The sequence below is a fragment of the Chryseobacterium sp. MDT2-18 genome, from assembly GCF_030815285.1.
Taxonomy (GTDB): domain Bacteria; phylum Bacteroidota; class Bacteroidia; order Flavobacteriales; family Weeksellaceae; genus Kaistella; species Kaistella salivictor.
In genome coordinates this window covers 1-23,292 of the sequence record NZ_JAUSWQ010000015.1, presented here as the reverse complement: position 1 = coordinate 23,292, position 23,292 = coordinate 1, and the positions used below count along the sequence as shown (strand labels likewise).

Below are 23,292 nucleotides of genomic sequence, written 5' to 3'. Positions count from 1 at the left end.
CATGATCGCCAAAATAATCATCCATAAAGTCGGAAACAAAATCAATCAGGAATCGCTGGTTCTTTCACAGGAGGAATATCAACCTGAGGAAGGCATGCTGGAATTACTCGAAGATTTTTTCCTCAAAGCCTTTAAATCCGAAGAACAGTTTCAGTTTTACAGTGATACCTATTTGGTTAATAATCCGGTGTTCAGTTCGGTTTCAGAAATTTTTGAAGACCCTGCCAAGTTCAGATATGAGTCCGAAAACATAGCCGAACATCTTTATGATATTACCGAGAATCCCCGTGTGCAGCCTGGTGAACTTTTTATATGTTATTTCGAAGGGGAAGAAACCGATGGCATAAAGATCGATTCTATAGGGATTTTTAAAACAGAAAGTAAAAACCCTTTCCTGAAAATCTCCCCCCAAGGCGAAACTTTTGAGATCGAAAAAGATTACGGAATCGGACTTACAAAACTGGATAAAGGCTGTATCATTTACAACAATTTCAAAGAATCCGGTTATGCGGTTTCTGTCGTAGACAATAATAAGAACGGCGATATGTATTACTGGTTCGAAGATTTCCTGAAGGTAAAACAACGCGACGACGAATATTTCCATACTCAGGAAACATTGTCCGTTTACAAAGAATTCATCACCAAACAATTGCCGCAGGAATTTGAAACTACAAAAGCGGATCAAGCGGAATTTCTTAATAAATCAATTGAGTTCTTTAAAGAGAAAGAACAGTTCGACTATGATGAATTTACCAAAGAAGTTTTGCGGGATGAGAACGTGATCGAAAGTTTCGGAAACTTTAAATCCGATTACGAACAGGAAATGCAGGTGTCGATTTCAGAAGATTTTGCCATCAACGAATCTGCCGTGAAAAAACAGAGCCGCGGTTTCAAAAGCATTATCAAGCTCGACAAAAACTTCAGTATTTACGTCCACGGTGACCGAAAAATGATTGAACAGGGCCAGGATGAAAATGGAAAATATTACCGGCTGTATTTCGAGAAAGAACAATAAGCTGTTCGACTGATTTACTCAACTTTTAAGAATTAAAAAATGCCGGAAGGACCATTCCTACTTTTTCTGAAAAATAAATTGCAACGTTACAAAGGGAAAACCGTTTCTGAAGTTTCGGGTGATGCCGCAATCGATAACACTTTATTTAATAAGGTAAATCTAATCGATATTCAGACTTTCGGTACACATTTCCTTTTTCTTTTTAAAGAATTCTTCGTGGCAATCGAAGTCAATTCGGTTGGAAATGTTTTGGTCAACAAACGCAAGAAAATCAACGCTGGTTTTTCATTCCATTTTGAGGAAAATGAAATCAATTTCTATAATTCCGAGCCTACAGTTTATCAGGGAAAACCGACCGATTATTTTAATTTCAAAACCGATATCTCCAAACCGGAGTTCGATGCTGAATTTGTTTTAAATGAATTGCAAACCAGGCACGCGGAAGAAAGTATTGGCGATGCTTTATTGAACCAAAATATTCTTGCAGGTGTTGGACCAATTATCAGAACTGAAACTTTATACCATGCCAAAATTCATCCAGATAGTTTGATTAAAGCTATTCCTGAGAAAAAGTTAATATTTCTGCTGAAGGTAACAGTTGATTACGCGGAAGAGATTTTGACTTTATTAAAAACAGACAGCGTAGAAAAAAACGCTTTAATCTTTGAAAAGAAAATCTGTCCGAAAGATAAATCTGCAATTATTATTGAAGAGAGCGGAAATAGTAAAACGTACGTTTGTCCAAAGTGTCAGAAGTTATTCAAATAAAAAGAAGCCGTCTCATAACTCAATGAAACGGCTTTTTTTGTAGTTTTCTCACGGACTCCTGTCCGAGCTTGGGTTGCGAATATCAAAATCTCAGAGCGCTATTTGAGGTATTGAGACACTTTCTTATGTTAAGCCTTTTTCTCTCTTTAAGAAGAAATTCTTTAAACTTTATGATCCAAAACTTTTGTGGTTAAAACTTTCTGGTTAAAAAAACAGAACCCTTATTTTTCACCATTAAGAAATTGAGGAAAATTAAGATTTCACTCGCAGATTTTATCGAAAGCCTTTTTTTCTCTTTAAGAAGAAATTCTTTAAACTTTATGATCCAAAACTTTTGTGACTGTTGTGGTTAAAAACTTCTTGTTAAACTTGTAGTATCACGACATTACGCCTTGAAAAGATTCTCTTCAAAAAGACCATCCACAGACCAATATCTTTCACCGGTATCATAATTAAAGGTTAAAATCTTAGAGCCTTCCGGAATTTCTGCCAGTTTTTTATTTATCGCCGCCAAAGAAGCGCCGGTAGAGATTCCACCTAAAATGCCTTCTTCGCTGGCCAATCTTTTTGTGAAGGCAAAAGCTTCATCTTTTTCGATCTGAACTGTTCCATCTAAGATCGCGGTATTCAAAACTTTTGGTACAAAGCCTGCGCCAATTCCCTGCAAAGGATGCGGTCCGGGCGCTCCTCCGGAAATTACGGCTGAATCTTTCGGTTCTACTGCGAAGCTTTTCATATTGGGGAATTTCTGTTTCAAAACTTCGGTGACACCAGTGATGTGTCCGCCGGTTCCAACACCGGTGATGAGGTAATCAAAACCTTGTGGGAAATCATTTAAAATTTCCTCTGCCGTCGTTTTTGCATGGATTTGTGGATTTGCAGGATTTTCAAACTGCTGCGGAATCCAGGAGTTTTCAATCTCAGCGGCCATTTCCGTCGCTTTGGCAATCGCGCCTGAAGTTCCTTTTTCTTTCGGGGTCAGAACAAACTGAGCGCCGTAGGAACTCATCAGTTTCCGGCGTTCTACACTCATGCTTTCCGGCATTACCAAAACGAGTCTGTAACCTTTCACCGCGCAGACCATGGCCAGACCAACCCCCGTATTTCCTGAAGTGGGTTCGATAATTAAAGTATCCTTATTGATTTTTCCTTCCTGCTCCGCTCTTTCAATCATCGCCAAAGCAATTCGGTCTTTTAAACTTCCGCCGGGATTTTGTCTTTCTAATTTCATCCAAACTTCTACGTTGGAGGGAAATATTTTATTGATTTTCACGACCGGTGTATTTCCGATGGCTTCTAATATGGTATTCAGTTTCATAAATGTCTTTTTTGGGTTAGTATTTGTGTTGGTAATTATTGATATGGAAAAATGATTTTATTTAAATGCTGAAAATGATCGGTTCATTACCCGGGAATTTATTTTTCACCGTGACTTGTCCTTTATGAAAAACCACCGAATTCGGGGCAATGCTTTGTGTAATCCAGACGTTTCCGCCAATCAATGCATTTTCTCCGATGACCGTGTCGCCACCGAGAATAGTGGCGTTGGCATAAATGACCACATGATCTTCAATCGTCGGATGGCGCTTGGTATTCTGCAAATTCTTAGTCACCGAATGGGCACCCAAAGTTACGCCCTGATAGATTTTCACATGATTTCCAATAACGGTGGTTTCACCGATGACGATTCCCGTGCCGTGGTCGATAACGAAATTATTACCGATTTCTGCTCCCGGATTGATGTCGATTCCGGTTTTACTGTGGGCAAATTCTGTCCATATTCTTGGGATTAACGGAACATCGCTTTTGTAGAGTTCGTGGGCGAAGCGATAAACGGCAATGGCAAAAAAACCTGGATAAGAAAACATGACCTCTTCCATACTTTTTGCGGCAGGGTCGTTATCGAAGATTGCCTGGGCATCTTTTTCCAGAGATTCGTAGATTTTGGGGAAGCTTTCAAAGAAAAGCTCTGTTTCAGGACTTTCTTTATCATCTGTAACCGAATACAGGATTTCTTTAAACTCATTTTTAAAATGATTCAAACGCATCTGGATGTCGCTAAGTTCTGAACACCGCTGATATTCCAAAAAAAATATAAAGCGGAAAAACCGGTCGATGAAGTTTTCGATCTTCTTTTTATCAAGGTCATATTTCCGGTGGGCATAACCCTGATGTAAACGTTTAGAAAAATCCATTCGGCATTTATATTTTGAGCAAAGTTACAGCATAAGCTTTGCCAAACAGGTTGATCTAGGGTAATAAATAAAAATAAAAACCATCATTGGCCTCAGCAGGAATTCTGAAAACCAGAACAGAACTTTAATAAGTGCAAAAATTGGTCAAAACTTTAACATTTCGTAAATTTGAATGCTGATATTTAATAAGATTCAGGAGTGTAAATGAAAACCCAGGTTTTGATGATCATTTAAAAAAAACAATAAATTAATAAATAGGAAAACGCAGGTTTCCATATTTCCATTAAAAAATAAATAAATAAATTAATATGAAAGTTACCGTAGTTGGAGCAGGAGCCGTTGGTGCAAGTTGTGCAGAATACATCGCGATGAAAAATTTCGCAGCAGAAGTTGTTTTGGTTGACATTAAAGAAGGTTTTGCCGAAGGGAAAGCCATGGATTTGATGCAAACTGCTTCTCTGAATGGATTCGATACTAAAATTACCGGAACAACCGGAGATTACAGCAAAACCGCTGGGTCAAAAGTTGCCGTAATTACTTCCGGAATCCCAAGAAAACCGGGAATGACCCGTGAGGAACTGATCGGGATCAATGCAGGAATCGTGAAAGAAGTGACTGCAAACCTGGTAAAACATTCACCAAACGTAATCATCATCGTGGTTTCTAATCCAATGGATACGATGGCGTATTTGGTTCACAAAACTTCTGGTTTACCAAAAAATCAAATCATTGGAATGGGTGGAGCTTTAGATTCTGCACGTTTCAAATACAGATTGGCGGAAGCATTGGAATGTCCAATTTCAGATGTTGACGGAATGGTCATCGCTGCTCACAGTGATACAGGAATGCTTCCTTTGATGACTAAAGCAACAAGAAACGGAGTTCCGGTGACTGAATTCTTAAGTGAAGAACAACAGAATTACGTTGCCGAAGAAACCAAAGTTGGTGGTGCAACATTGACGAAATTATTAGGAACTTCCGCTTGGTATGCACCGGGAGCAGCAGTTTCTGTAATGGTACAGGCCATTCTTTGCGACCATAAAAAAATGATTCCGTGTTCATTAATGTTGGACGGAGAATATGGTGAAAGCGACATCTGCTTAGGCGTTCCGGCAATTATCGGCGCAAACGGTGTTGAGAAAATCGTTGAAATCAGTTTAACTGACGCTGAAAAAGAAAAATTCGCAACCGCTGCAAAAGCAGTAAGAGAAGTGAATGGCGACTTGAAATTCTAAGAATTTTCTGTAATGATATTGAAAACGCATCTTGAAAAAGGTGCGTTTTTTTTAGTTTAAAACAGCAATAATTCTTCGTTATTAAATTGAAAATACGGCTTTTAAAAATGCTGAACACCGAAAAAATGACGCCCGCAGATCTGATAACATAACTCAGATTTGCTTTTGACCTAAAACCCCAAAACCTTTCAGATCATGAAAGGTTTTTAAAATCTGATAAGAAACATTACCTTTACAAAAGCTAAAAATTTATTAAATGTTCAGAAAAATTCAGATTATTGGGATTCTTGCGCTTTCCACTTTTTCGTTGAATGCACAGAAAAATAGATCAACACAACTCGAAAGACCCAAACTTGTGGTTGGATTAGTCGTCGATCAGATGCGTTGGGATTACCTCTACCGCTATTATGAAAAATACGGGAATGACGGTTTCAAAAGATTGTTGAACCAGGGTTATTCTCTCAATAATGTTCACATTAATTATATTCCGACCTATACGGCAATTGGTCACACTACCATTTATACTGGTTCTGTGCCTGCAATTCACGGGATTTCAGGCAATGACTGGTTTGATAAAACGACCGGAAAAAATGTGTACTGTACGGCAGATGATTCGGTAAAGCCGGTTGGGACCACCGATGTTAAAGTCGGCAGTCATTCGCCAAGAAATTTGTGGTCAACCACCATTACAGACGAACTTCTGTTGGCAACCAATTTTAAAGCAAAAGTGGTAGGCGTTTCTTTAAAGGATCGCGCGTCGATTCTTCCTGCCGGTCATAATCCTACGGGAGCTTATTGGTTCGATGATACCACCGGAAATTTTGTAACAAGTTCTTATTACAGGAATGAATTGCCAAAATGGGTGAATGATTTTAACAGCCAGAAAATGGGAGATCAACTGGTGAAAAACGGCTGGAGCACTTTGCTTCCTATTGCCGAATATACCGAGAGTTCACCTGATAATTCTCCGTGGGAAGGACTTTTGGGAAGTGCGAAAACGCCGACTTTTCCTTACAGTAATTTGGCCGCAGATTATCAGGCCAAGAAAGACAATATCCGTTCTACACCTTTCGGAAATACTTTAACATTGAAAGCAGCAGAAGCAGCCATCAAAGGAGAGCAGCTGGGCGCTGATGCCATTACCGATTTTCTCGCCGTCAATCTGGCTTCTACCGATTATGCGGGACATAAATTCGGCCCGAATTCTATTGAAGTTGAAGATGTTTATCTGAGATTAGACCGGGATTTGGCAGATTTCTTTAAATATTTAGATCAAACAGTTGGTAAGGATCAGTACACCGTTTTCCTTTCTGCAGATCATGGCGGCGCGCATTCCGAAGGTTTTATGGAAGAACATAAAATGCCGACCGGTTTTTATGGCGAAGACAATAAGGAATTTAATAAACAGTTAAAAGATAAATTTAACGTCGATAAATTAATTACTAAAATAACCAATAATCAGGTTTATTTAGACGATAAATTAATTGCTGATAATAAATTAGATGCAGAACAGGTGAAGCAATATCTAATCGATATTCTGAACAAAGACAAATCGGTCTTATTCGCGGTCGATATGAAAAAAGCAGGTTCGTCCTCCGTTCCGGAACCGATTAAAACGCGGATTGTGAACGGTTACAATTGGCAGAGAAGTGGTGATATTCAGGTGATTTACCACGATTCCTGGTTGCCAAGTTATTCGAAACTGGGCACCACGCACGGCTCGTGGAATTCTTACGATTCCCATATTCCTTTAATTTTTATGGGTTGGGGAATTAAAAGCGGCGAGAGCAATAGAGATTACAACATGACCGACATCGCACCAACTTTGGCTGCATTATTAAGGATCCAGTTTCCAAGTGGAAATATCGGAAACCCGATTGTAGAAGCGATTGGGAAATAAGTTTTAAATTCTTAAATTTTGTATAAATATAAAACCGCTTTTGGGCGGTTTTTTTTGGTCTGAAAAATCACTTTTTTAGTACTAATGAATTAGCATTCTTTCTGCTTTTTCAGAATCTGAAAGCGAATAATTAAATATCTTCCAACTATTTCTGCTCTTTAATTATCGTGTAATTATTGAAAATGTTTGTGACTTTAGTGTTGAAAAATTTTATTTAATTTAAACATTACAAAATGAATATTTATGAATATTTTTTTCAGAAACTCATAGTGAAAAGCGCTGAAAGTTCATGTCTTAAAAAACACACAAAAAAATATGACTCTTTGTGGTTAAAAAAAGACTGATTACAAAATCAGTCTTCTCTCTATTTAAATAAAATTATTTGTTTCTGTTCGGAGGATAATTCGCCATGATTTCCGAAACAATTTCCGGAATCTGTTTTTGTTTCGCTTTTGGTGAATCTACAGCAATTCCGCTTCCTATTCCCTGCCAAACCAGTTTTTGGGTTCTGGCATCTATTAAATCTACAATCAGGGTGCCTTGAGAGTAATTCTGTGTCCAGGTTCTGTTCATTCCCATTCCCCAACCGAAAGGTCCGCCCCAACCGTAGATTCCGTAAGGGTTTGAAGACTGGATGTCCTGAATTTTTTTATGGTTGGCTTTTACGTTCACGATCAAATCCGGAGTTTCTGAAACACTTAAGCCTTTTGTTTGCAATTGTTTCGAAACTTCATTCAGTACCCGGTCTTTATCGATATCGTTCAGTTTCAGATCGTCGATCCGTAATTTATACGTTTTGTAAGAATTGAAATTGGCGGTTGCGGCATAATCAGATTTTATCTGAAAAGGGCTGCAAGAAGAAAGTCCCAATGTGGCAGAAGCCAGCAGCAGTAAGATATATTTTTTGCTCATGACGTTTATATTTTCTTGTTTATTTAAATTTTTAAAAAAGTTCAGTTTATATCACAATCACCCGAATACTCTCAATCTTCCCCAAATTTCTTCGTCTCAGGTCTAACAATCTTTTTAAACGTATCCGTTTTTTTATCATAACCATACGGACAATGTTTGCAGCCGCTTTTGCAGCAATAACCGCGTTTTAAATGGTATGCTTCTGTAAAAACCTTATAACCCTGTTCGTTATAATAAAAGTCCTCGTGCTCTTTGATGATTTTCTGGTACATAAGTTAAATCAGATTTCCCGAAATGAATATCTTTGTTTCATGATTGTGATTTGCCAAAGACTTCTCAAAAATACAAAAATTTCAGGGATTACTCTTTTCCCGTTCATCATTCTGAGAAAGCCGGAATATAGGCACGATCCCATTCTCATCAATCACGAAAAAATCCATCTGAGACAGCAATTGGAACTTTTAATTATTTTCTTTTATCTCTGGTACGTGATGGAGTATTATTACCGGTTGTTCAAACTTAAAAATCGCGATCTCGCCTACAGGTCCATTTCCTTCGAACGCGAAGCCTACGCCATGGAAGCCAATCCGGATTATTTGGAAAACAGGAAACACTGGAGTTTCTGGAAGTATATCAAGTAGTTTTTATTTGAGCACTTTTTTAGTTTTCTCTACCTGCTTGTTTGTGGACGGAAAAAAGCTGTTAGAAAAAGTTTTCCAGTGACTACTTCTTCAGCGTTTGCAAAAAACTCTCGGCATTCATCACGGGAATTAAAGCATTTTTAAAATCTTTTTCATTTCGGGTGACGATTAAATCACAATGCGAAGCAACAGCACTATAATATTGCATCGCATCTTCAAAATCTTTGAAATCAGAATTAGTTGCTTTTTCAATAACTTCATCATCCATTATCGAAATGGAGCAGAGTACTTTAAATTTTCTAATCTTTTCCAACGCCATTTTTGTGTTTTCAAATTTTGACAGCAAATAAAAAGTGGTAGAAATGCTTATTGGCGAAACGAAAACTTTAATTTTCTTTTGATCTGCTAAAGTCATCATTTTTGCAGCAGGAAGATAAAATTCTTCACGTTCGCCCAAAAAATCGATAACAATATTTGTATCTAAAAATACCTTTTGCATTTTATTGGTATTTTTGTCTTAAATATTCGGTGTAGTCTTTGCGCAAAGTTTTCTCGTCCAGATCTGCAGGAATACTTTTTCCGCTCGAAATGCTCTTGACAAATGGAGAGATTTCAAAATCGTCATTTTGTTCATTAGTCAAAGAGTCGAGATAGTTTTCTATCAGTCTTGATAAGCTTAGGTGTTTATTTGAAGCGTATTTTTTAGCACGTTTAATAACACTTTCGTTGAGCTTAAGAGTGAGTTTAGAATCCATAATGCTGTTTTATACGAACAAAGATAATAATTTTATACGTACAATTGTAGGTTAGTTGTACAACTTTTTGCATCTAAGAAGATTTTTTCAATTATTTCTCCGAAATTTGCTCCATGAAAATCCCTGCAATTTCAATTCCTATCGTTGAAATCCCTTTAGAAAAAAACATCCGGCTTTTTCTGAAAAGAGAAGACCTCATTCATCTACAGATTTCAGGGAATAAATACTGGAAATTATTTTATAATATCAATTCCTATCTAGACCGTAATCCGGCAGATCCTTTCCTGATTACTTTTGGTGGCGCTTTTTCCAATCATATTGCTGCAGTTGCCGCTTTGGGAAAAGAAGGTCATTTAAAAACTTTAGGAATTATCCGGGGGGAGGAAATTCAGGATAAATGGCAGGAAAATCCAACCTTGAAACTCGCACAGGAAAACGGTATGGATTTTCGGTTTGTGACGCGCGAAATGTACAGAGACAAAGAAACTTTAACCCAAATTTTAGAAAAAGAATTTCCTCAGGCTTTGATTATCCCTGAGGGCGGAACCAATGAACACGCTGTGGAAGGCATAAAATATATGCTCACAGAGGAAACAAAAAGTTTTGATTATCTTTGCACCGCAGTCGGAACGGGCGGAACAATCGCCGGAATTTCGAAGTTTGCAGAAGAGAAACAGCAGGTTTTGGGTTTCAAAGCAGTAGATGATCCGTCCTTATATAATAAGGTGTCGGACCTTTCAACCAGAAATAACTTTCAACTGATTGAAGCACACGATGGAAAGTACGGTAAAATAACCGACGAAAATATTCGTTTTATCAATGACTTTAAACAAAAGTTCGGTATTCAGCTCGACCCGGTTTATACCGGAAAGATGATGAAGACGCTTTTCGAAATGATTGAAAAAAAGGAGTTTCCGGAACAGAGCAGGATTCTGGCTTTTCATACCGGTGGTTTGCAGGGGATATTTGGAGCTAATGAATTGCTGAAAAAACAAAACCGCGAACTGATTAAGTTTTAAACCACATAGATTTAACCACAAGTGATGTGAAGATGTTCAGAAATATAAGTTCATAAAGATGATCTTATTGAATAAAAATTAAAACCAAACTTGGTGACTTTATGGTTCATCACTCAATCAGTTTAAAAGTCATTAAATATAATATATGAAGAAAATATTTTTTGCTCTTGCATTAATATTATTTGCAAAATTCAACGCCCAGGGTTGGAAGACGGATGAGCAATACATTCAGAAATTTGCGACCTACGCCGTCGAAGAAATGGAAAAATATAAAATTCCGGCTTCAATTACTTTAGCACAGGGACTTCTGGAAACCGGTGGCGGGCAAAGCCGGCTCGCACAACAGGGAAATAATCATTTCGGCATCAAATGTAAAGAAGATTGGAACGGAAAAACCATGACCCATACTGATGATGCGCCGAATGAATGTTTCCGGGTTTATGATGATCCCCGGGATTCGTACGAAGATCATTCGAAGTTTTTGGCGTACAGACCGTATTACGTGAATCTTTTCAAACTCGACATGATGGATTATAAAGCGTGGGCGCATGGTTTGAAAAAAGCCGGCTATGCGACGAATCCAAGATACGCCTATATTCTGATCGATAAAATTGAAAAAAACAAACTCTACGAATTTGATAAAACCAATTCCAGGGAAGTGTTGTATGCGGTTTTGAAAATGTATCCCGACTTAAAGAACGACCGTATTTTTATGGCCAGGTTGGATCAGAGCGGGAGTTCGGGTAACCCTGTCACCGTAAAGGTTCCTTACGAACAAACCTCTTATGCAAAACAGCAGAAAAATGTAGAGAAAATAGTCTCAAAGGCAGAAACCTTGCAGTCTATTTTAATTAAAAGTCATCCGAATGGCGGCAAGAAATTCGTAATTGTTCCTGAGGATATTGATTTGGCAGCAATTTCAAAAAAATTCCAGATTACAGAAACTACGCTGATGAAATGGAACGAGCTCAACGGAACTCAATTAAAAAGAAATGACATTCTGTTTCTGGAACACAAATCTTCCACCGGAAACGTAGCGACTTATAAAGCCCAGGTTGGAGAATCGATGCACGATATCGCCCAGAAATTCGGAATCAAACTCAAGAAGCTTTATTCCAAAAACAGAATGGATTACGGCCAGCAACCAACAAGCGGCCAGTTAATTTACCTTCAAAGCAAAAAACCAAAAAAGTAATCTAAGACCGAAAACTTGATAAATGGAAATCGAAAATAAACTCTTTGATCTGCCTGTCATCTATTCGTCTATTCGTCTATTATCTATTCGTCTATTATCTAATATCTCATATCTGAAAAAATGTTATACCAAAGAAGTTCAGCTTTATTTGATGAAGCCTATCACTATATTCCGGGCGGCGTAAATTCACCGGTTCGTGCTTTTAAATCCGTGGGAGGCGTTCCCATTTTTATGAAATCTGCCAAAGGCGCTTATATGACCGATGCAGATGATAATCAATATATCGATTACATTAATTCCTGGGGTCCTGCGATTCTCGGACATACGCATCCCGAAGTTTTAGAAGCCATTACAAAGCAGGCAGAAAAGGGGTTTTCTTATGGAACTCCTACAGAACTCGAAACTGAAATTGCAAAGTTTATCGTAGAAAACGTTCCCAATATCGATCAGATCAGAATGGTTTCTTCCGGAACGGAAGCGTGTATGAGTGCCATCCGTTTGGCCAGAGGTTTTACCGGAAGAGATAAATTCATCAAGTTCGAAGGTTGCTACCATGGACATTCTGATTCTTTTTTAATTAAAGCGGGAAGTGGAATGGCAACTTTCGGAAATCCAAATTCTCCGGGAGTCACTGCAGGAACGGCAAAAGACACTTTGCTCGCGACATACAATGATATCGGGCAGGTCGAAGATTTGTTCAGACACCATCAAGGTGAAATTGCCGCCATCATCATCGAACCGGTTGCCGGAAATATGGGGTGTGTCTTGCCTGAAAATGATTTCCTGCAAAAACTGAGAAAACTCTGCGACGAAAACGGAACTCTTCTTATTTTTGATGAAGTAATGACGGGATTTCGTCTCGCTTTTGGCGGCGCGCAGGAATTATACGGCGTGAAAGCTGATTTAGTCACTTTCGGAAAAGTAATCGGTGGAGGACTCCCCGTGGGTGCATTTGCCGGAAGAAATGAAATCATGGACCATCTGGCTCCAAAAGGTGCGGTTTACCAAGCCGGAACTTTGAGCGGAAATCCTTTGGCCATGCGGGCGGGTTTAACCACTTTGCAACTCATTAAAAATGATGAAAATTTTTATCAAAATATCAATAAAACGACAGAAACTTTAGATTTTGAAATCGGGAAAATTCTTAACCACAAATCAATTCCGCACCGGATCAATAGAAAAGGGTCGATGATGAGTGTCTTTTTCCACGTGAATGCCGTTTCTAATTTTGAAGAAGCCGCCAATGCCAATCATGCTCTGTTCAATAATTTCTTCCACCAGTTATTGGCGGGCGGAATTTATTTGCCGCCAAGTGGTTACGAAACCTGGTTTATTTCAAATTCCATTAAGGAAAAGGAAATCGACAGAACCCTGGGAGTCATCAGAAATTTTGAATATTCATAAAGAAAAAAATCCGCTTCAAATTTTATTGAAGCGGATTTTTTTTTGTCTATAATTTTTGCCACGAATTCACCAATAAGAACTCATTCGTGTATTCGTGGCAGTTTTAATATTAAATCCTCGCTCTTTCGTATTGGTGCGGAAAATCGCAGTCTCCTTTTCCCTCAAAAGATCCCTGAATTGCCAGATATGGATTTCTTAAGATTTCACGGGCAACAAGAATTAAATCTGCGTCATCGTTTTGCAGAATTTTCTCTGCTTGTTCTGCAGTTTTAATTAATCCCACCGCACCGGTTTTCATGCCGGTTTGCTTTTTAATTTCTGCAGCAAACGGAACCTGATAACCATCAAACAAAGTGATTTTTGCTCCATGAATATTTCCACCGCTTGAGATATCCATTAAATCAACATTTTTATCTTTCAGGATTTTGGCAAGCTGTACGCTTTCTTCAATATCCCAACCATTTTCAGCGTATTCAGTGGCGGAAATCCGGACCAGTAACGGATGGTTTTCGTCCAGTACTTCATTCACAGATTCCACGATTTCTACCAAAAAACGAATTCTGTTTTCGAAACTTCCACCGTATTCATCGGTTCTTACATTGGATAATGGGGATAAAAATTCATGAATGAGATAACCGTGCGCAGCGTGAATTTCAATCAAATCAAAACCTGCATCGATTGATCTTTGGGCAGCCGCTTTAAAGTCCTGAACCAGCTGTTTGATTTCTTCAACCGTTAATTCATGGGGGATTCTTTCCCCTTCAGCATACGGTATTTTTGAAGGCGCAACCGTTTCCCAGCCTTCTTCCAGAGAAAGCTGTTGGCCATTCCAGGTGGACGCTTTTCGGCCGGCGTGACCTAACTGGATTCCAATTTTGCTTTCAGAATTTTGGTGCACGAAATCCACGATTTTTTTCAGACTTTGCGCCTGCTCATCATTCCAAAGTCCCATGCATTTGTGCGTAATCCGGCCTTCGGGAACTACGCCGGTTGCTTCTACAATGAGCAAACCTGTTCCGCCTTGTGCACGGCTGCCGTAATGAACAAAATGAAAATCATTGGCAACGCCGTTTTCGCAGGAGTACATACACATCGGCGACATCACCCAACGGTTCCTGAGTTCGAGGTTTCTAAGTTTTAGCGGAGAATATAAAATCATATTTCTTATTATTTTATTAAAGTGCCAAATTTACGAAAAGTGAAGAGGACAATGTAGATTACATTATTTATAATGCCTATGATAAAACAAAAAAGCATCCACAAGAAAAATTTTAAATGTGTAAATGAAGCTGAAAAAACTGCTTTAATTTTTATAGCCCTCTACATGGGACGCCAGAAAAGTACTGATGATGTCATCCAAATTTTTGGAAACATACTCTTCTTCCTCCTGAACGCTGATTGCCAGTAGGGTTGCCGCTTTATAATAGTTCAGATTGATGGCTAGATGAGCCAGGCCACCGTAAGAAGCAATTTTATAATGAGCCAGTTTTTGCGAAAGAAGAATAAGCGCGATTTCCCAGTTGACGATATCATCTGAAAAAACGGAAAGGTGATTTTTCCCCTCAGTAAGTAAAGCGTTAAAGGTTGGGCAGGTTTTACTTTTTATACATTCATTTCTCTGTTGGAAGATTTTTTCGAGTCGCGCCTTATGTTTCAGGTGAATTTCATAATGAGTTTTAAGAATTTCCCTTAATTTTAAAGAAACAATTTTATCCTTTATAAGGGCGAATTCCTCTGCTATTGCAGTTTCTGCAAAATACATTTCCCGTAAAGAATTAATGAAAAAGTTGTCTAACAGAGATCTGGAATGTGAATGTTCATCCTTTTTCGCTGACTCAAGGGGGTGATGTGAATTTGGCATAAGTCTTATTTATTGGGTTGATCAATACAGATAACCAGAAATTGAACCGGCGAAAATGCGATATTGATGATATAACGTTTTTTTTAATAGGTTTATTTTTTGCTGCCGGAAAGAATGAATTTATAAACAAAATCCAGACCTAACGAATGAAATTCACAAATTATTCCCAAAAATGTTTAAGAGATTCATGCCAAAGTGATGATTGTTAAATGACGTTTTTTAAAGAACCTATTAAGCAACTATTCCTTTTAAAAGAGAATACAGGCAATCTAAAAAAAAGCCTTATCTTTACTCTCCGATTTTTAATAAATGGAAAAACAATTTAAAATTAATTTCGAAGCCATCGAAAGTTACGACCACCTCGATGCGATTGAGAAAACGCTTTTCGATAAAGCAATGCAAATCCGCGATTTAGCGTATGCACCCTATTCTGATTTCACCGTTGGTTGTGCCATTTTGCTGGAGAACGGCGAAATTATAACAGGAAGCAATCAGGAAAATGCGGCTTATCCTTCGGGACTGTGCGCAGAAAGAACGACAATTTTTTATACCGGAGCTAATTTTCCGGAAGTGAAAATTAAAAAACTCTTTGTAATCGGTGCGCCGAGAAAAGCTACTTCTTCTATTCCAATTCCGCCGTGTGGAGCCTGCAGACAGTCGATTCTGGAATATGAAGCGAAACAGAAGGATGATATAGAAATCTATTTTGCGTCATTGGGCGGCGAAATTTACAAAACCAAATCAATCCGGGAACTGTTACCCTTTTCTTTCGACGCTTCTTACCTTTAAAACTCAAAAACAAAAGTTTCCGATCGCTGAATTTACCTGAATTTTGGCATTATTTTTTGTGGATTTAAAGAGCAATTTTATAAAATTTATTTTTAACGAATGAGAATAGCAGCGATAGATATCGGAAGTAACGCAGCCAGACTGCTGATTAATGAAGTAACGGAACCCAAAAAAGGGAAACCGCAGTTTACCAAGCTGAATCTCCTCAGGATTCCACTGCGTCTGGGAATGGATGTTTTCACCCATGGTGAAATTGGTCCGGAAAGAGAACAGATGGTAATCGATTCCATGACTGTTTTCAGTAATCTGATGAAAATTTATAAAGTCGAACATTTCCGTGCCTGCGCGACCAGTGCGATGCGCGACGCAAAAAACGGAAAAGAAATCATCAGACAGGTTAAAAAATCTTCCGGGATTGATATCGAAATTATTACCGGTGATCAGGAAGCAGCTTTGGTTTTTGAAAATCACGTGGCAGACGCGCTCGATAAAAACAATGCCTATCTCTACATCGATGTTGGCGGTGGTTCTACCGAACTCATGTTTTATGAAAACGGAAAGATGGAATATGAGAAATCCATTAACATCGGTACCATCAGATTGCTGAATGGTTTGGTGAAAGACGATTTGTGGAAGGAATTAAAAGAGGAAATCCGCAAAAATATCAACAGTAAAAAACCAATTGTTGCCATTGGTTCCGGCGGAAACATCAATAAAATTTTCTCGATGAGCAAAACAAAAGACGGGAAACCGATGTCAACTGCTTTTCTGAAAAAATATTACAAAGAAATGAGCGGTCTTTCGGTAACCGAAAGAATGAGCAGATTCAACCTGCGCGAAGACCGGGCCGATGTTTTGGTTCCGGCGCTGCAGATTTTCAATAATGTGATGTCCTGGAGCGATATCGATAAAATATTTGTTCCGAAAATTTCTGTTGCTGATGGTTTGATTCACAGTATTTATGAAGAGTTGCGACAGAAATAGCCTCGTATATTTTAGAATTCCCCGTCATCATCTTCGTCCAAAAAATTGAGTTCGTCATCTCTCTGTTCATAATCCTGCGGAATTCCCGGAGGATTAAAAAGACCCCATTCATCAACAATGAAATGTTTTGGATTAAAGCCGGCTACCCAATCTCTGAACAGCAAACGGAATTCTTCCAGTTGTACCCGCACAATTTGATAATAATCTGCATCGGAAAAACCAAAAGCTTTCAGCGAATGCTGAAGGACCATTAATTCTCTCGCGCACTTTCTGATAAGAGCGGCATTTTCCATTTTCAAATCCCAAAATTTTACGGCTTCAGCACCCACCAGTTTTGCCTGTATGGTGTAAATGTTTTCTAAAATGTGGTGTTTGGTAAATTCTAAATGTTCGTTTTCCTCAGGAATTAAGTCGGTGATAATCCGTAAAGTGTCAAAGATTTCCTGCGATTTTTTAAAGATCGGCGTATTGCGGTATTTTTGCATCATTTTACATTTTAATTAAAGTGATAATATTCATCATAATAAGTTAAAAGCCAGTTTGAATTTGTTTAAAAAACCACAACAGTCGCAAAAGCGATACTTTTTAAGTTTTTTCTAAAGATCAAAAAAGGAAAGTGGTCTAAAAAAGTTGCTTTTTTGGCGGTTTCTCTTTTCAAATGTTCTTTTGTGGTTTAATTATTTTATATCATTTAGGTTTCCGTAAATTTAATTAAAATGAAACTTTTCTACTTTTTCCCCAGTTCAATCACTTCCAGATTTTCGATTTGATCGCCGTTGATTTCAAAACGCATCATCGTGCGCATCTGATGCCAACCGACTTTTCCCATCGCACCGGGATTCAGGTGAAGGAGTTTGTTTTTCTGATCATACATCGCTTTCAGAATATGAGAATGTCCGGAAATAAATAGTTTCGGCGTTTTCTCTTCGATTTCTTTTTTGGCCAAAGGCGTGTATTTCCCGGGATAGCCACCAATGTGAATCATCAGAACTTCTACATCTTCGCATTTAAACCGTAAAACTTCCGGGAATATTTTTCTGATTTCTGCTCCGTCGATATTGCCGTAAACGCCGCGTAAAGGTTTTATTTTTTCCAGTTTCTCAATGACTTCCATGTTTCCGAAATCTCCGCAGTGCCAGATTTCATCTGCGCTTTTGGCATACTCTAAAATTCGGTCATCGATATAAGAATGAGAGTCGGAGAGGAGGAGTATTTTCATGTTGTAAATTTCTTAATTTTTTTTAAAAGGTAATCTATCAATTAGAAATTTTCCTATGCTCAATTGCTCATGCAGATTCTTTAATTTTTGATCGTAAAAAATGTGAAAAACAACCTGCTTTATATTTTAGCCCCGATAGAAGCGGCATCCTCTGGCTTTTTTGAAAAGAAAGGCACAGATATAGCGGATAGCGGGACTGCTTTCCTAACATATTTCCCATTTTGTGGCTCCTGAAAATTCAGTAAATTTGCAGGCGATGAGGTATTTTATAGAGTTTTCGTATTCGGGTAAAAATTATTTTGGCTATCAGATTCAGCCGGACCAAATTTCTGTTCAGGAAGTTTTGGAAAAAGCCCTATCTACCATTCTTCGTGAGCAGATAAAAACGACCGGAGCGGGAAGAACAGACACTGGCGTGCATGCGAAGAAAATATTTGCGCATTTCGATACTGAGAAAAATATCGGGGATAATCTGGCTTATCAGCTGAACAGTTTTTTGCCGCAGGATTTCGCGGTGAAAAGAATATTTGCGGTGAAAAATGATTTCCACGCCCGGTTCGATGCGACTTTTCGAACGTATGAATATTATATTTCTCTGGATAAAAATCCTTTTACGCAGGATTCTTCCTGGCAAATCTGGAAACGGGATTTGGACATCGACCGGATGAATGAAGCCTGCAAAATTCTTTTTGAGTACGAAGATTTCACAAGTTTTTCTAAATTACACACCGATAATAAAACCAATAACTGCAAAATCTATAAAGCGTTTTGGGAGCAGGAGGGTTCTGAACTGAAATTTACCGTTTCTGCGGACCGCTTTTTACGGAATATGGTTCGGGCAATTGTGGGCACCATGGTGGAAATCGGAAACGGAAAATTAGAACCGCAGGATCTGCACCGGATTATCAAAGATAAAAACCGTAATTCTGCCGGAACATCGGCGCCGGCGCAAGGTTTGTTTTTGGTAGATGTGGGTTATGATTTTTAATTTTCGATTGCGGTAATTTCAAAACTCAATCTTTAAGCATCTTTCATCCCTGCAAAATTCTGTATTTTTGCAAAGAATTTTTAAATAAAATATGAAGAAGCAATCGACCTGGGATATTATTAAACGACTATTTGTAATCGGAATGAAATTTCGTTCCTGGTTCATTTTGACGCTGATTATTTCCATCGTTCTGTCGGTTATTTCTACCTACCGGCCGTATTTGACGATGCAGATTGTAGATACAGACATTATTCAGCTTCGCGATAAGGGGTTGATGATGAAGCATATTTATATTTTGGTGGCGCTGGTTTTCGGTGAAACGGTTTTGAATTTCTTTCTGGTTTATTTCTCCAACTTTATTTCGCAAAACGTCATTCGGGATATCCGCGAAAGACTGTATCATAAACTTATTTACTTCCGCACTTCTTTCTTTGATAAAACCGCAATCGGACAACTGGTAACAAGAGCAGTTGGCGATGTAGAAACGATTGCCACGGTTTATACCGATGGATTTCTGATGGTTTTCGGTGATATTCTGCGCATCGTTTTCGTATTGATTATGATGTTTCAGGTGGATGTTCATTTAAGTTATATTTCTTTGGCGATTCTTCCGCTGATGGTTTTGATTACGAGGTTTTTTCAGAAAAGATTAAAGAAAGCTTTTGGCGATGAAAGAACCTGGACGTCTAACCAGAATTCATTTGTACAGGAAAGACTTTCGGGAATGTCGATTGTGCAGGTTTTCAACAGACAGCAGGCGGAATTCAAAAAGTTCGATGATATTAATATTATTTTGAAGTCGGCTTTGCTGAAAACGGTTTTTATTTTTTCGCTGTTTTTTCCCGTTGTCGAATTAATCTCTTCCTTATTTATAGGATTCATCCTTTTCTACGGCGGATTCATTACCATTAAAGCAGGTGCGGTAATCGCTTTTATTCAATATATTTCGATGTTGATCCGTCCGCTTCGGCAAATTGCGGATCGTTTTAATAATATACAAAGAGGAATTGTTGGTGCAGAAAGAGTTCTTGGCGTGATGGACGAAGATTTTGCGATGCCGAATCACGGTACAATTGCTAAATCTCATTTTGAGGGAAAAATAGAATTTAAGAATGTTCATTTTTCTTATGACGAAAAACAGGAGGTTTTAAAGGGAATCAGTTTTAAAGTAAATCCAGGTGAAACCGTTGCGATTGTTGGCGCGACCGGTGCCGGAAAGTCTACGATTATCAGTTTGATTACAAGATTATACGATATTAATTCCGGTAAAATTTTATTGGATGATGTTGAGCTAAAAGAATATGAACTTTATAACCTGAGAAGTCATATTGGCGTTGTTTTGCAGGATGTCTTTTTATTCCACGGAAGTATTTTTGAGAATCTTGCTTTCGGTGATGAGACCGTTACTTTAGAAAAGATAAAAAGTATTGCGAAAGATATTGAAGTTGATGATTTTATTGAAAGTCTTCCCGGCGGTTACAATTATGTTGTCCGCGAAAGAGGTTCTTCAATTTCTTTGGGGCAAAGGCAGTTGTTGTCATTTTTAAGAGCTTATCTTTCAGATCCGAAGATTTTAATTCTCGATGAAGCAACATCTTCCATCGATCACGAAAGTGAAAAATTAATCCAGCGTGCTACTGAAAAAATAACCAAAAACCGAACCTCAATTATTATTGCACACCGGCTTTCTACGATTGAAAATGCAGATAAAATAATTGTGATGGAACACGGGAAAATTGTCGAGGAAGGTAAGCATGCCGAACTTTTGGAAAGAAACGGTTATTACGCGACTTTATACAGATCACAATTAAAAGTTGAAGCGAAAACGCTGTAAAAAAACCTTCAGGATGTGAATAATCCTGAAGGTTCTGGTTTCTGATGATTAAAGTTGCCTTTTAATTGGCAACTACAGTTTTTACATTTACAAATTCCTTCAGCGCAACCAATGAAAGTTCTGTTCCATAACCGGAAGATTTCGTGCCGCCAAAAGGCAGTCTAGGATCTGAACTGGTTCCTTTATTAATGCTTACCGTTCCGGATTCCAAATTATCGATATAGAATTGCTGTCTTTTTTTATCTTTGGTCCAAACCGAATCAGACAGTCCAAACGGAATTTCATTTGCCAGTTGAAGAGCGTGCTTATCATCTTTTGCAGTCATCACCATTCCGAGTGGTCCGAAAAGTTCTTCCTGAAGAATAGGATTTCCGGATTTTACTTTAATTAATCCGGGAACAAATTCATTTGCTGAAAGTCTTACGAGCGGCAAAATAATTTCGGCACCGTTTGCAAGCGCTTTATTATATTGCTGTTCCAACTCATCAGCCAAATCCGGACGCGCCATTCCCGCCATATTGGTTTTCTTTTTTAAAGGATTGCCTGGTACAAATTTTTGATATTCTTTAACAAAAATAGGAAGGAATTCTTTTTCTATATTTTTCTGAATGATGAATCTTTTCGCTGCGTTACAAGCTTGTCCGCAATTCATTAAGCGCGATTTTGCGCCGGATTCTGCCGCTGCTGCGAAATCTGCATCATCCAAAATGATGAATGCATCACTTCCGCCTAATTCCAGCAAGGATTTTTTAATGTTTTTTCCGGCGATTGAAGCGACTTCTGCACCGGCTTTCTCGCTGCCCGTTAAACTTACACCTCTCACAACAGGATTTTCCAACACGGTTTTCACTTCAGCGTGACCGATTTCTAAATTTTGGAAAACTCCTTTCGGGAAGCCGGCCTCCAAGAAAATCTTTTCAATTTCATTTCCACTTCCGAAGCAAATGGAAGCATGTTTTAATACCACTGTATTTCCTGCCAAAATCGCAGGAACTGCGAAACGGATAACCTGCCAAAAGGGAAAGTTCCACGGCATTACCCCCAAAATAACACCTTTAGGAATATAATGAATTTTAGAAATTCGGAATTCTGTTTTGATCTTTTCAGGTTTAAGGATATTTTCCGCAGCGGCATAATAGCTGACCATCGTCGCGCACTTCTTAACTTCCGCTATGGACTGCGTGATCGGCTTGTTCATTTCCTTAGTGATGATTTTCCCGAATTTTTCAGCATTATCGTCAAGAAGTTTCGCTAAAGTTTTGAGCAGTAGCTGCTTATCTTTAAATGGAACAGTTCTCCAAGTGTTAAAAGCTTTTTGGGAGATTTTTAATTTATTTTCAATGTTCATTTTTTTTAAAATTTTTTGGAATTGCAAAGTGCTCTTTATATAAAAGTAAAAGACAGCAGAAGACAATATATTAATTTAGAATCAGCAAATTTAAGAAAACAAGATAAATTAAAGGATTGATGCAGGCAATAATCGTCATTTCAAATGATAAGATGGATCAATCGGAACAATTCCCGCAGTAAATTCTGGAAATGTGTTTACTAAAAACGGGAGAAACTTTTGAATATCACATAATTTTAATTATTTTTGAAGAATAAAATAAAAAAAATGAATTTACCAGTTGAATTAAAGTACACCAAAGATCACGAATGGGTGAAGATTGAAGGAAACACCGCAACCATAGGAATTACAGATTTTGCACAAGGCGAACTGGGTGATATCGTTTTTGTAGATGTTGATTCTGTAGACGATGAACTTTCTTCAGGAGATGTTTTCGGAAGTGTAGAAGCCGTGAAAACAGTTTCAGATTTATTCTTACCGTTGAAAGGGACTGTTTCAGCATTCAATACAGACCTGGAAGATCAGCCAGAACTTCTAAATACCGATCCTTACGGGAAAGGATGGATTATTAAATTAGAAATAGCAGAGGATGCTGATCAGTCAGAACTCCTTTCTGCAGAAGAATACCAAGCATCACTTGGATAAAATATTAAAAATATTTCGTAAGATATTGCCCATTTACTGGGCATTTCTTACTTATATGCTTCTAAAACCCGGCGTAGAAAATTTCGAATATCCTTTTATGTTCGAGGGTATAGACAAGGTTTTGCATTTAAGTATTTTCGCGTTTCTAGGGTTTTCTTTCGTTGCGGCATTCCCGAAAATCAAGTTTGGTTATTTTATTCAGATTATGATTAGCTATGCTTTGCTCACTGAGATTCTTCAGGACGAAATGGGTTTAGGCCGCTCCTTGGAAGGTCTGGATTTAGTAGCAGACATTATTGGAGTCCTTATCGGATACTTTATCTTTAAAAAATTACAGCGTACTATTATATAGTACGTTTTTTTAATTAGGGCGGTCCCCTCTGCGGGTTTAGCCAAACACCGTATCGTTTTCCCACTTTCGGGTCGGGCTATCCGTTTCAATTCCTCACGCCTTGGCTAAAGCCTGTGCTTGCTGCGGGATTTCCACTTCTATCCCTACCGCAAAATGGATACTTTAGATAAAGTGGATAACTTTATGAAGCTGTAGCATTCTGTCAATCATAGCATTATAAAAATATTTTCTTC

Annotated in this window: 25 protein-coding genes; 14 read left to right on the top strand and 11 right to left on the bottom strand. The window is 38.2% G+C overall.

Annotated features, from left to right (window positions below):
* Position 1 precedes the first annotated feature (1 nt).
* Together QF004_RS13120 and QF004_RS13115 are read left to right on the top strand one after the other, a co-directional pair.
* Positions 2-1,015, top strand: coding sequence for a nucleoid-associated protein (locus QF004_RS13120; protein ID WP_307427113.1), 1,014 nt, complete (start codon positions 2-4; stop codon positions 1,013-1,015).
* 39 nt (positions 1,016-1,054) lie between these two features.
* Complete coding sequence (locus QF004_RS13115; RefSeq protein WP_307427110.1) at positions 1,055-1,783, top strand: hypothetical protein; 729 nt, start codon at positions 1,055-1,057, stop codon at positions 1,781-1,783.
* A 385-nt stretch (positions 1,784-2,168) separates the two neighbouring features.
* Here QF004_RS13115 and cysK read toward each other — a convergent pair whose 3' ends face one another.
* On the bottom strand, positions 2,169-3,101 hold the full coding sequence (cysK, locus tag QF004_RS13110; RefSeq protein ID WP_307427107.1) for a cysteine synthase A: 933 nt from the start codon (positions 3,099-3,101) through the stop codon (positions 2,169-2,171).
* Between the two features lie 61 nt (positions 3,102-3,162).
* Positions 3,163-3,978, bottom strand: a complete 816-nt coding sequence (gene epsC / locus QF004_RS13105) for a serine O-acetyltransferase EpsC (RefSeq protein ID WP_307427104.1) — start codon at positions 3,976-3,978, stop codon at positions 3,163-3,165.
* Between the two features lie 308 nt (positions 3,979-4,286).
* Here epsC and QF004_RS13100 point away from each other — a divergent pair, with 308 nt between their 5' ends.
* Entirely contained in the window at positions 4,287-5,213 is a 927-nt protein-coding gene (locus QF004_RS13100) for a malate dehydrogenase (protein WP_307427101.1), read from the top strand.
* A gap of 256 nt (positions 5,214-5,469) precedes the next feature.
* Positions 5,470-7,113: an alkaline phosphatase PafA gene (gene pafA / locus QF004_RS13095; RefSeq protein ID WP_307427098.1), complete on the top strand. Its 1,644-nt coding sequence runs from the start codon at positions 5,470-5,472 to the stop codon at positions 7,111-7,113.
* A 378-nt stretch (positions 7,114-7,491) separates the two neighbouring features.
* On the opposite strand, the gene QF004_RS13090 is transcribed toward pafA, so the two are convergent.
* On the bottom strand, positions 7,492-8,025 hold the full coding sequence (locus tag QF004_RS13090) for a DUF4136 domain-containing protein (protein WP_133439696.1): 534 nt from the start codon (positions 8,023-8,025) through the stop codon (positions 7,492-7,494).
* 71 nt (positions 8,026-8,096) lie between these two features.
* On the bottom strand, positions 8,097-8,297 hold the full coding sequence (locus QF004_RS13085; RefSeq protein WP_133439697.1) for a DUF5522 domain-containing protein: 201 nt from the start codon (positions 8,295-8,297) through the stop codon (positions 8,097-8,099).
* A gap of 39 nt (positions 8,298-8,336) precedes the next feature.
* On the opposite strand from QF004_RS13085, the gene QF004_RS13080 reads away from it, so the two are divergent.
* Positions 8,337-8,666 (top strand): hypothetical protein, encoded by a 330-nt coding sequence (locus QF004_RS13080; RefSeq protein ID WP_307427094.1) that lies wholly within the window; start codon positions 8,337-8,339, stop codon positions 8,664-8,666.
* Between the two features lie 82 nt (positions 8,667-8,748).
* Here QF004_RS13080 and QF004_RS13075 read toward each other — a convergent pair whose 3' ends face one another.
* Entirely contained in the window at positions 8,749-9,165 is a 417-nt protein-coding gene (locus tag QF004_RS13075) for a PIN domain-containing protein (protein WP_133439699.1), read from the bottom strand.
* A gap of 1 nt (position 9,166) precedes the next feature.
* On the bottom strand, positions 9,167-9,421 hold the full coding sequence (locus tag QF004_RS13070; protein WP_307427089.1) for a DUF6364 family protein: 255 nt from the start codon (positions 9,419-9,421) through the stop codon (positions 9,167-9,169).
* Between the two features lie 113 nt (positions 9,422-9,534).
* Here QF004_RS13070 and QF004_RS13065 point away from each other — a divergent pair, with 113 nt between their 5' ends.
* The 3 genes from QF004_RS13065 (at position 9,535) to hemL (ending at position 13,039) form a co-directional block, all read left to right on the top strand.
* Positions 9,535-10,440: a 1-aminocyclopropane-1-carboxylate deaminase/D-cysteine desulfhydrase gene (locus tag QF004_RS13065; protein ID WP_307427086.1), complete on the top strand. Its 906-nt coding sequence runs from the start codon at positions 9,535-9,537 to the stop codon at positions 10,438-10,440.
* Between the two features lie 145 nt (positions 10,441-10,585).
* Positions 10,586-11,635, top strand: a complete 1,050-nt coding sequence (locus QF004_RS13060; RefSeq protein WP_307427083.1) for a glucosaminidase domain-containing protein — start codon at positions 10,586-10,588, stop codon at positions 11,633-11,635.
* A 120-nt stretch (positions 11,636-11,755) separates the two neighbouring features.
* Positions 11,756-13,039: a glutamate-1-semialdehyde 2,1-aminomutase gene (gene hemL, locus QF004_RS13055; RefSeq protein WP_307427081.1), complete on the top strand. Its 1,284-nt coding sequence runs from the start codon at positions 11,756-11,758 to the stop codon at positions 13,037-13,039.
* A gap of 109 nt (positions 13,040-13,148) precedes the next feature.
* On the opposite strand, the gene namA is transcribed toward hemL, so the two are convergent.
* Positions 13,149-14,195 carry an NADPH dehydrogenase NamA gene (namA, locus tag QF004_RS13050; protein WP_307427184.1) on the bottom strand — a complete coding sequence of 349 codons (1,047 nt, stop codon included), beginning with the start codon at positions 14,193-14,195 and terminating at the stop codon, positions 13,149-13,151.
* A 147-nt stretch (positions 14,196-14,342) separates the two neighbouring features.
* Positions 14,343-14,900, bottom strand: coding sequence for a ferritin-like domain-containing protein (locus QF004_RS13045; RefSeq protein WP_307427078.1), 558 nt, complete (start codon positions 14,898-14,900; stop codon positions 14,343-14,345).
* A 309-nt stretch (positions 14,901-15,209) separates the two neighbouring features.
* Between QF004_RS13045 and cdd the strand changes: the two genes are divergently transcribed.
* Together cdd and QF004_RS13035 are read left to right on the top strand one after the other, a co-directional pair.
* On the top strand, positions 15,210-15,689 hold the full coding sequence (gene cdd / locus QF004_RS13040; protein WP_133439705.1) for a cytidine deaminase: 480 nt from the start codon (positions 15,210-15,212) through the stop codon (positions 15,687-15,689).
* 99 nt (positions 15,690-15,788) lie between these two features.
* Positions 15,789-16,673, top strand: a complete 885-nt coding sequence (locus tag QF004_RS13035) for an exopolyphosphatase (protein WP_307427075.1) — start codon at positions 15,789-15,791, stop codon at positions 16,671-16,673.
* Between the two features lie 11 nt (positions 16,674-16,684).
* Here QF004_RS13035 and QF004_RS13030 read toward each other — a convergent pair whose 3' ends face one another.
* Both QF004_RS13030 and QF004_RS13025 read right to left on the bottom strand, forming a co-directional pair.
* Positions 16,685-17,161, bottom strand: coding sequence for a hypothetical protein (locus tag QF004_RS13030; RefSeq protein WP_307427072.1), 477 nt, complete (start codon positions 17,159-17,161; stop codon positions 16,685-16,687).
* A 239-nt stretch (positions 17,162-17,400) separates the two neighbouring features.
* Positions 17,401-17,892, bottom strand: coding sequence for a metallophosphoesterase (locus tag QF004_RS13025; protein ID WP_307427069.1), 492 nt, complete (start codon positions 17,890-17,892; stop codon positions 17,401-17,403).
* A gap of 256 nt (positions 17,893-18,148) precedes the next feature.
* Between QF004_RS13025 and truA the strand changes: the two genes are divergently transcribed.
* A complete protein-coding gene (truA, locus tag QF004_RS13020) occupies positions 18,149-18,880 on the top strand; it encodes a tRNA pseudouridine(38-40) synthase TruA (protein WP_307427061.1) in 732 nt (243 codons plus the stop codon).
* Positions 18,881-18,971: 91 nt separating this feature from the next.
* Positions 18,972-20,714 carry an ABC transporter ATP-binding protein gene (locus tag QF004_RS13015; protein WP_133439710.1) on the top strand — a complete coding sequence of 581 codons (1,743 nt, stop codon included), beginning with the start codon at positions 18,972-18,974 and terminating at the stop codon, positions 20,712-20,714.
* 61 nt (positions 20,715-20,775) lie between these two features.
* Here the strand turns inward: QF004_RS13015 and QF004_RS13010 are convergent, their stop codons facing one another.
* Positions 20,776-22,062 carry an aldehyde dehydrogenase family protein gene (locus QF004_RS13010; RefSeq protein ID WP_307427057.1) on the bottom strand — a complete coding sequence of 429 codons (1,287 nt, stop codon included), beginning with the start codon at positions 22,060-22,062 and terminating at the stop codon, positions 20,776-20,778.
* A gap of 267 nt (positions 22,063-22,329) precedes the next feature.
* On the opposite strand from QF004_RS13010, the gene gcvH reads away from it, so the two are divergent.
* Both gcvH and QF004_RS13000 read left to right on the top strand, forming a co-directional pair.
* A complete protein-coding gene (gene gcvH / locus QF004_RS13005; protein ID WP_133439712.1) occupies positions 22,330-22,707 on the top strand; it encodes a glycine cleavage system protein GcvH in 378 nt (125 codons plus the stop codon).
* Positions 22,700-23,059 (top strand): VanZ family protein, encoded by a 360-nt coding sequence (locus QF004_RS13000; RefSeq protein WP_133441074.1) that lies wholly within the window; start codon positions 22,700-22,702, stop codon positions 23,057-23,059. The genes gcvH and QF004_RS13000 overlap by 8 nt, the downstream gene beginning before the upstream one ends.
* Positions 23,060-23,292: the final 233 nt, after the last annotated feature.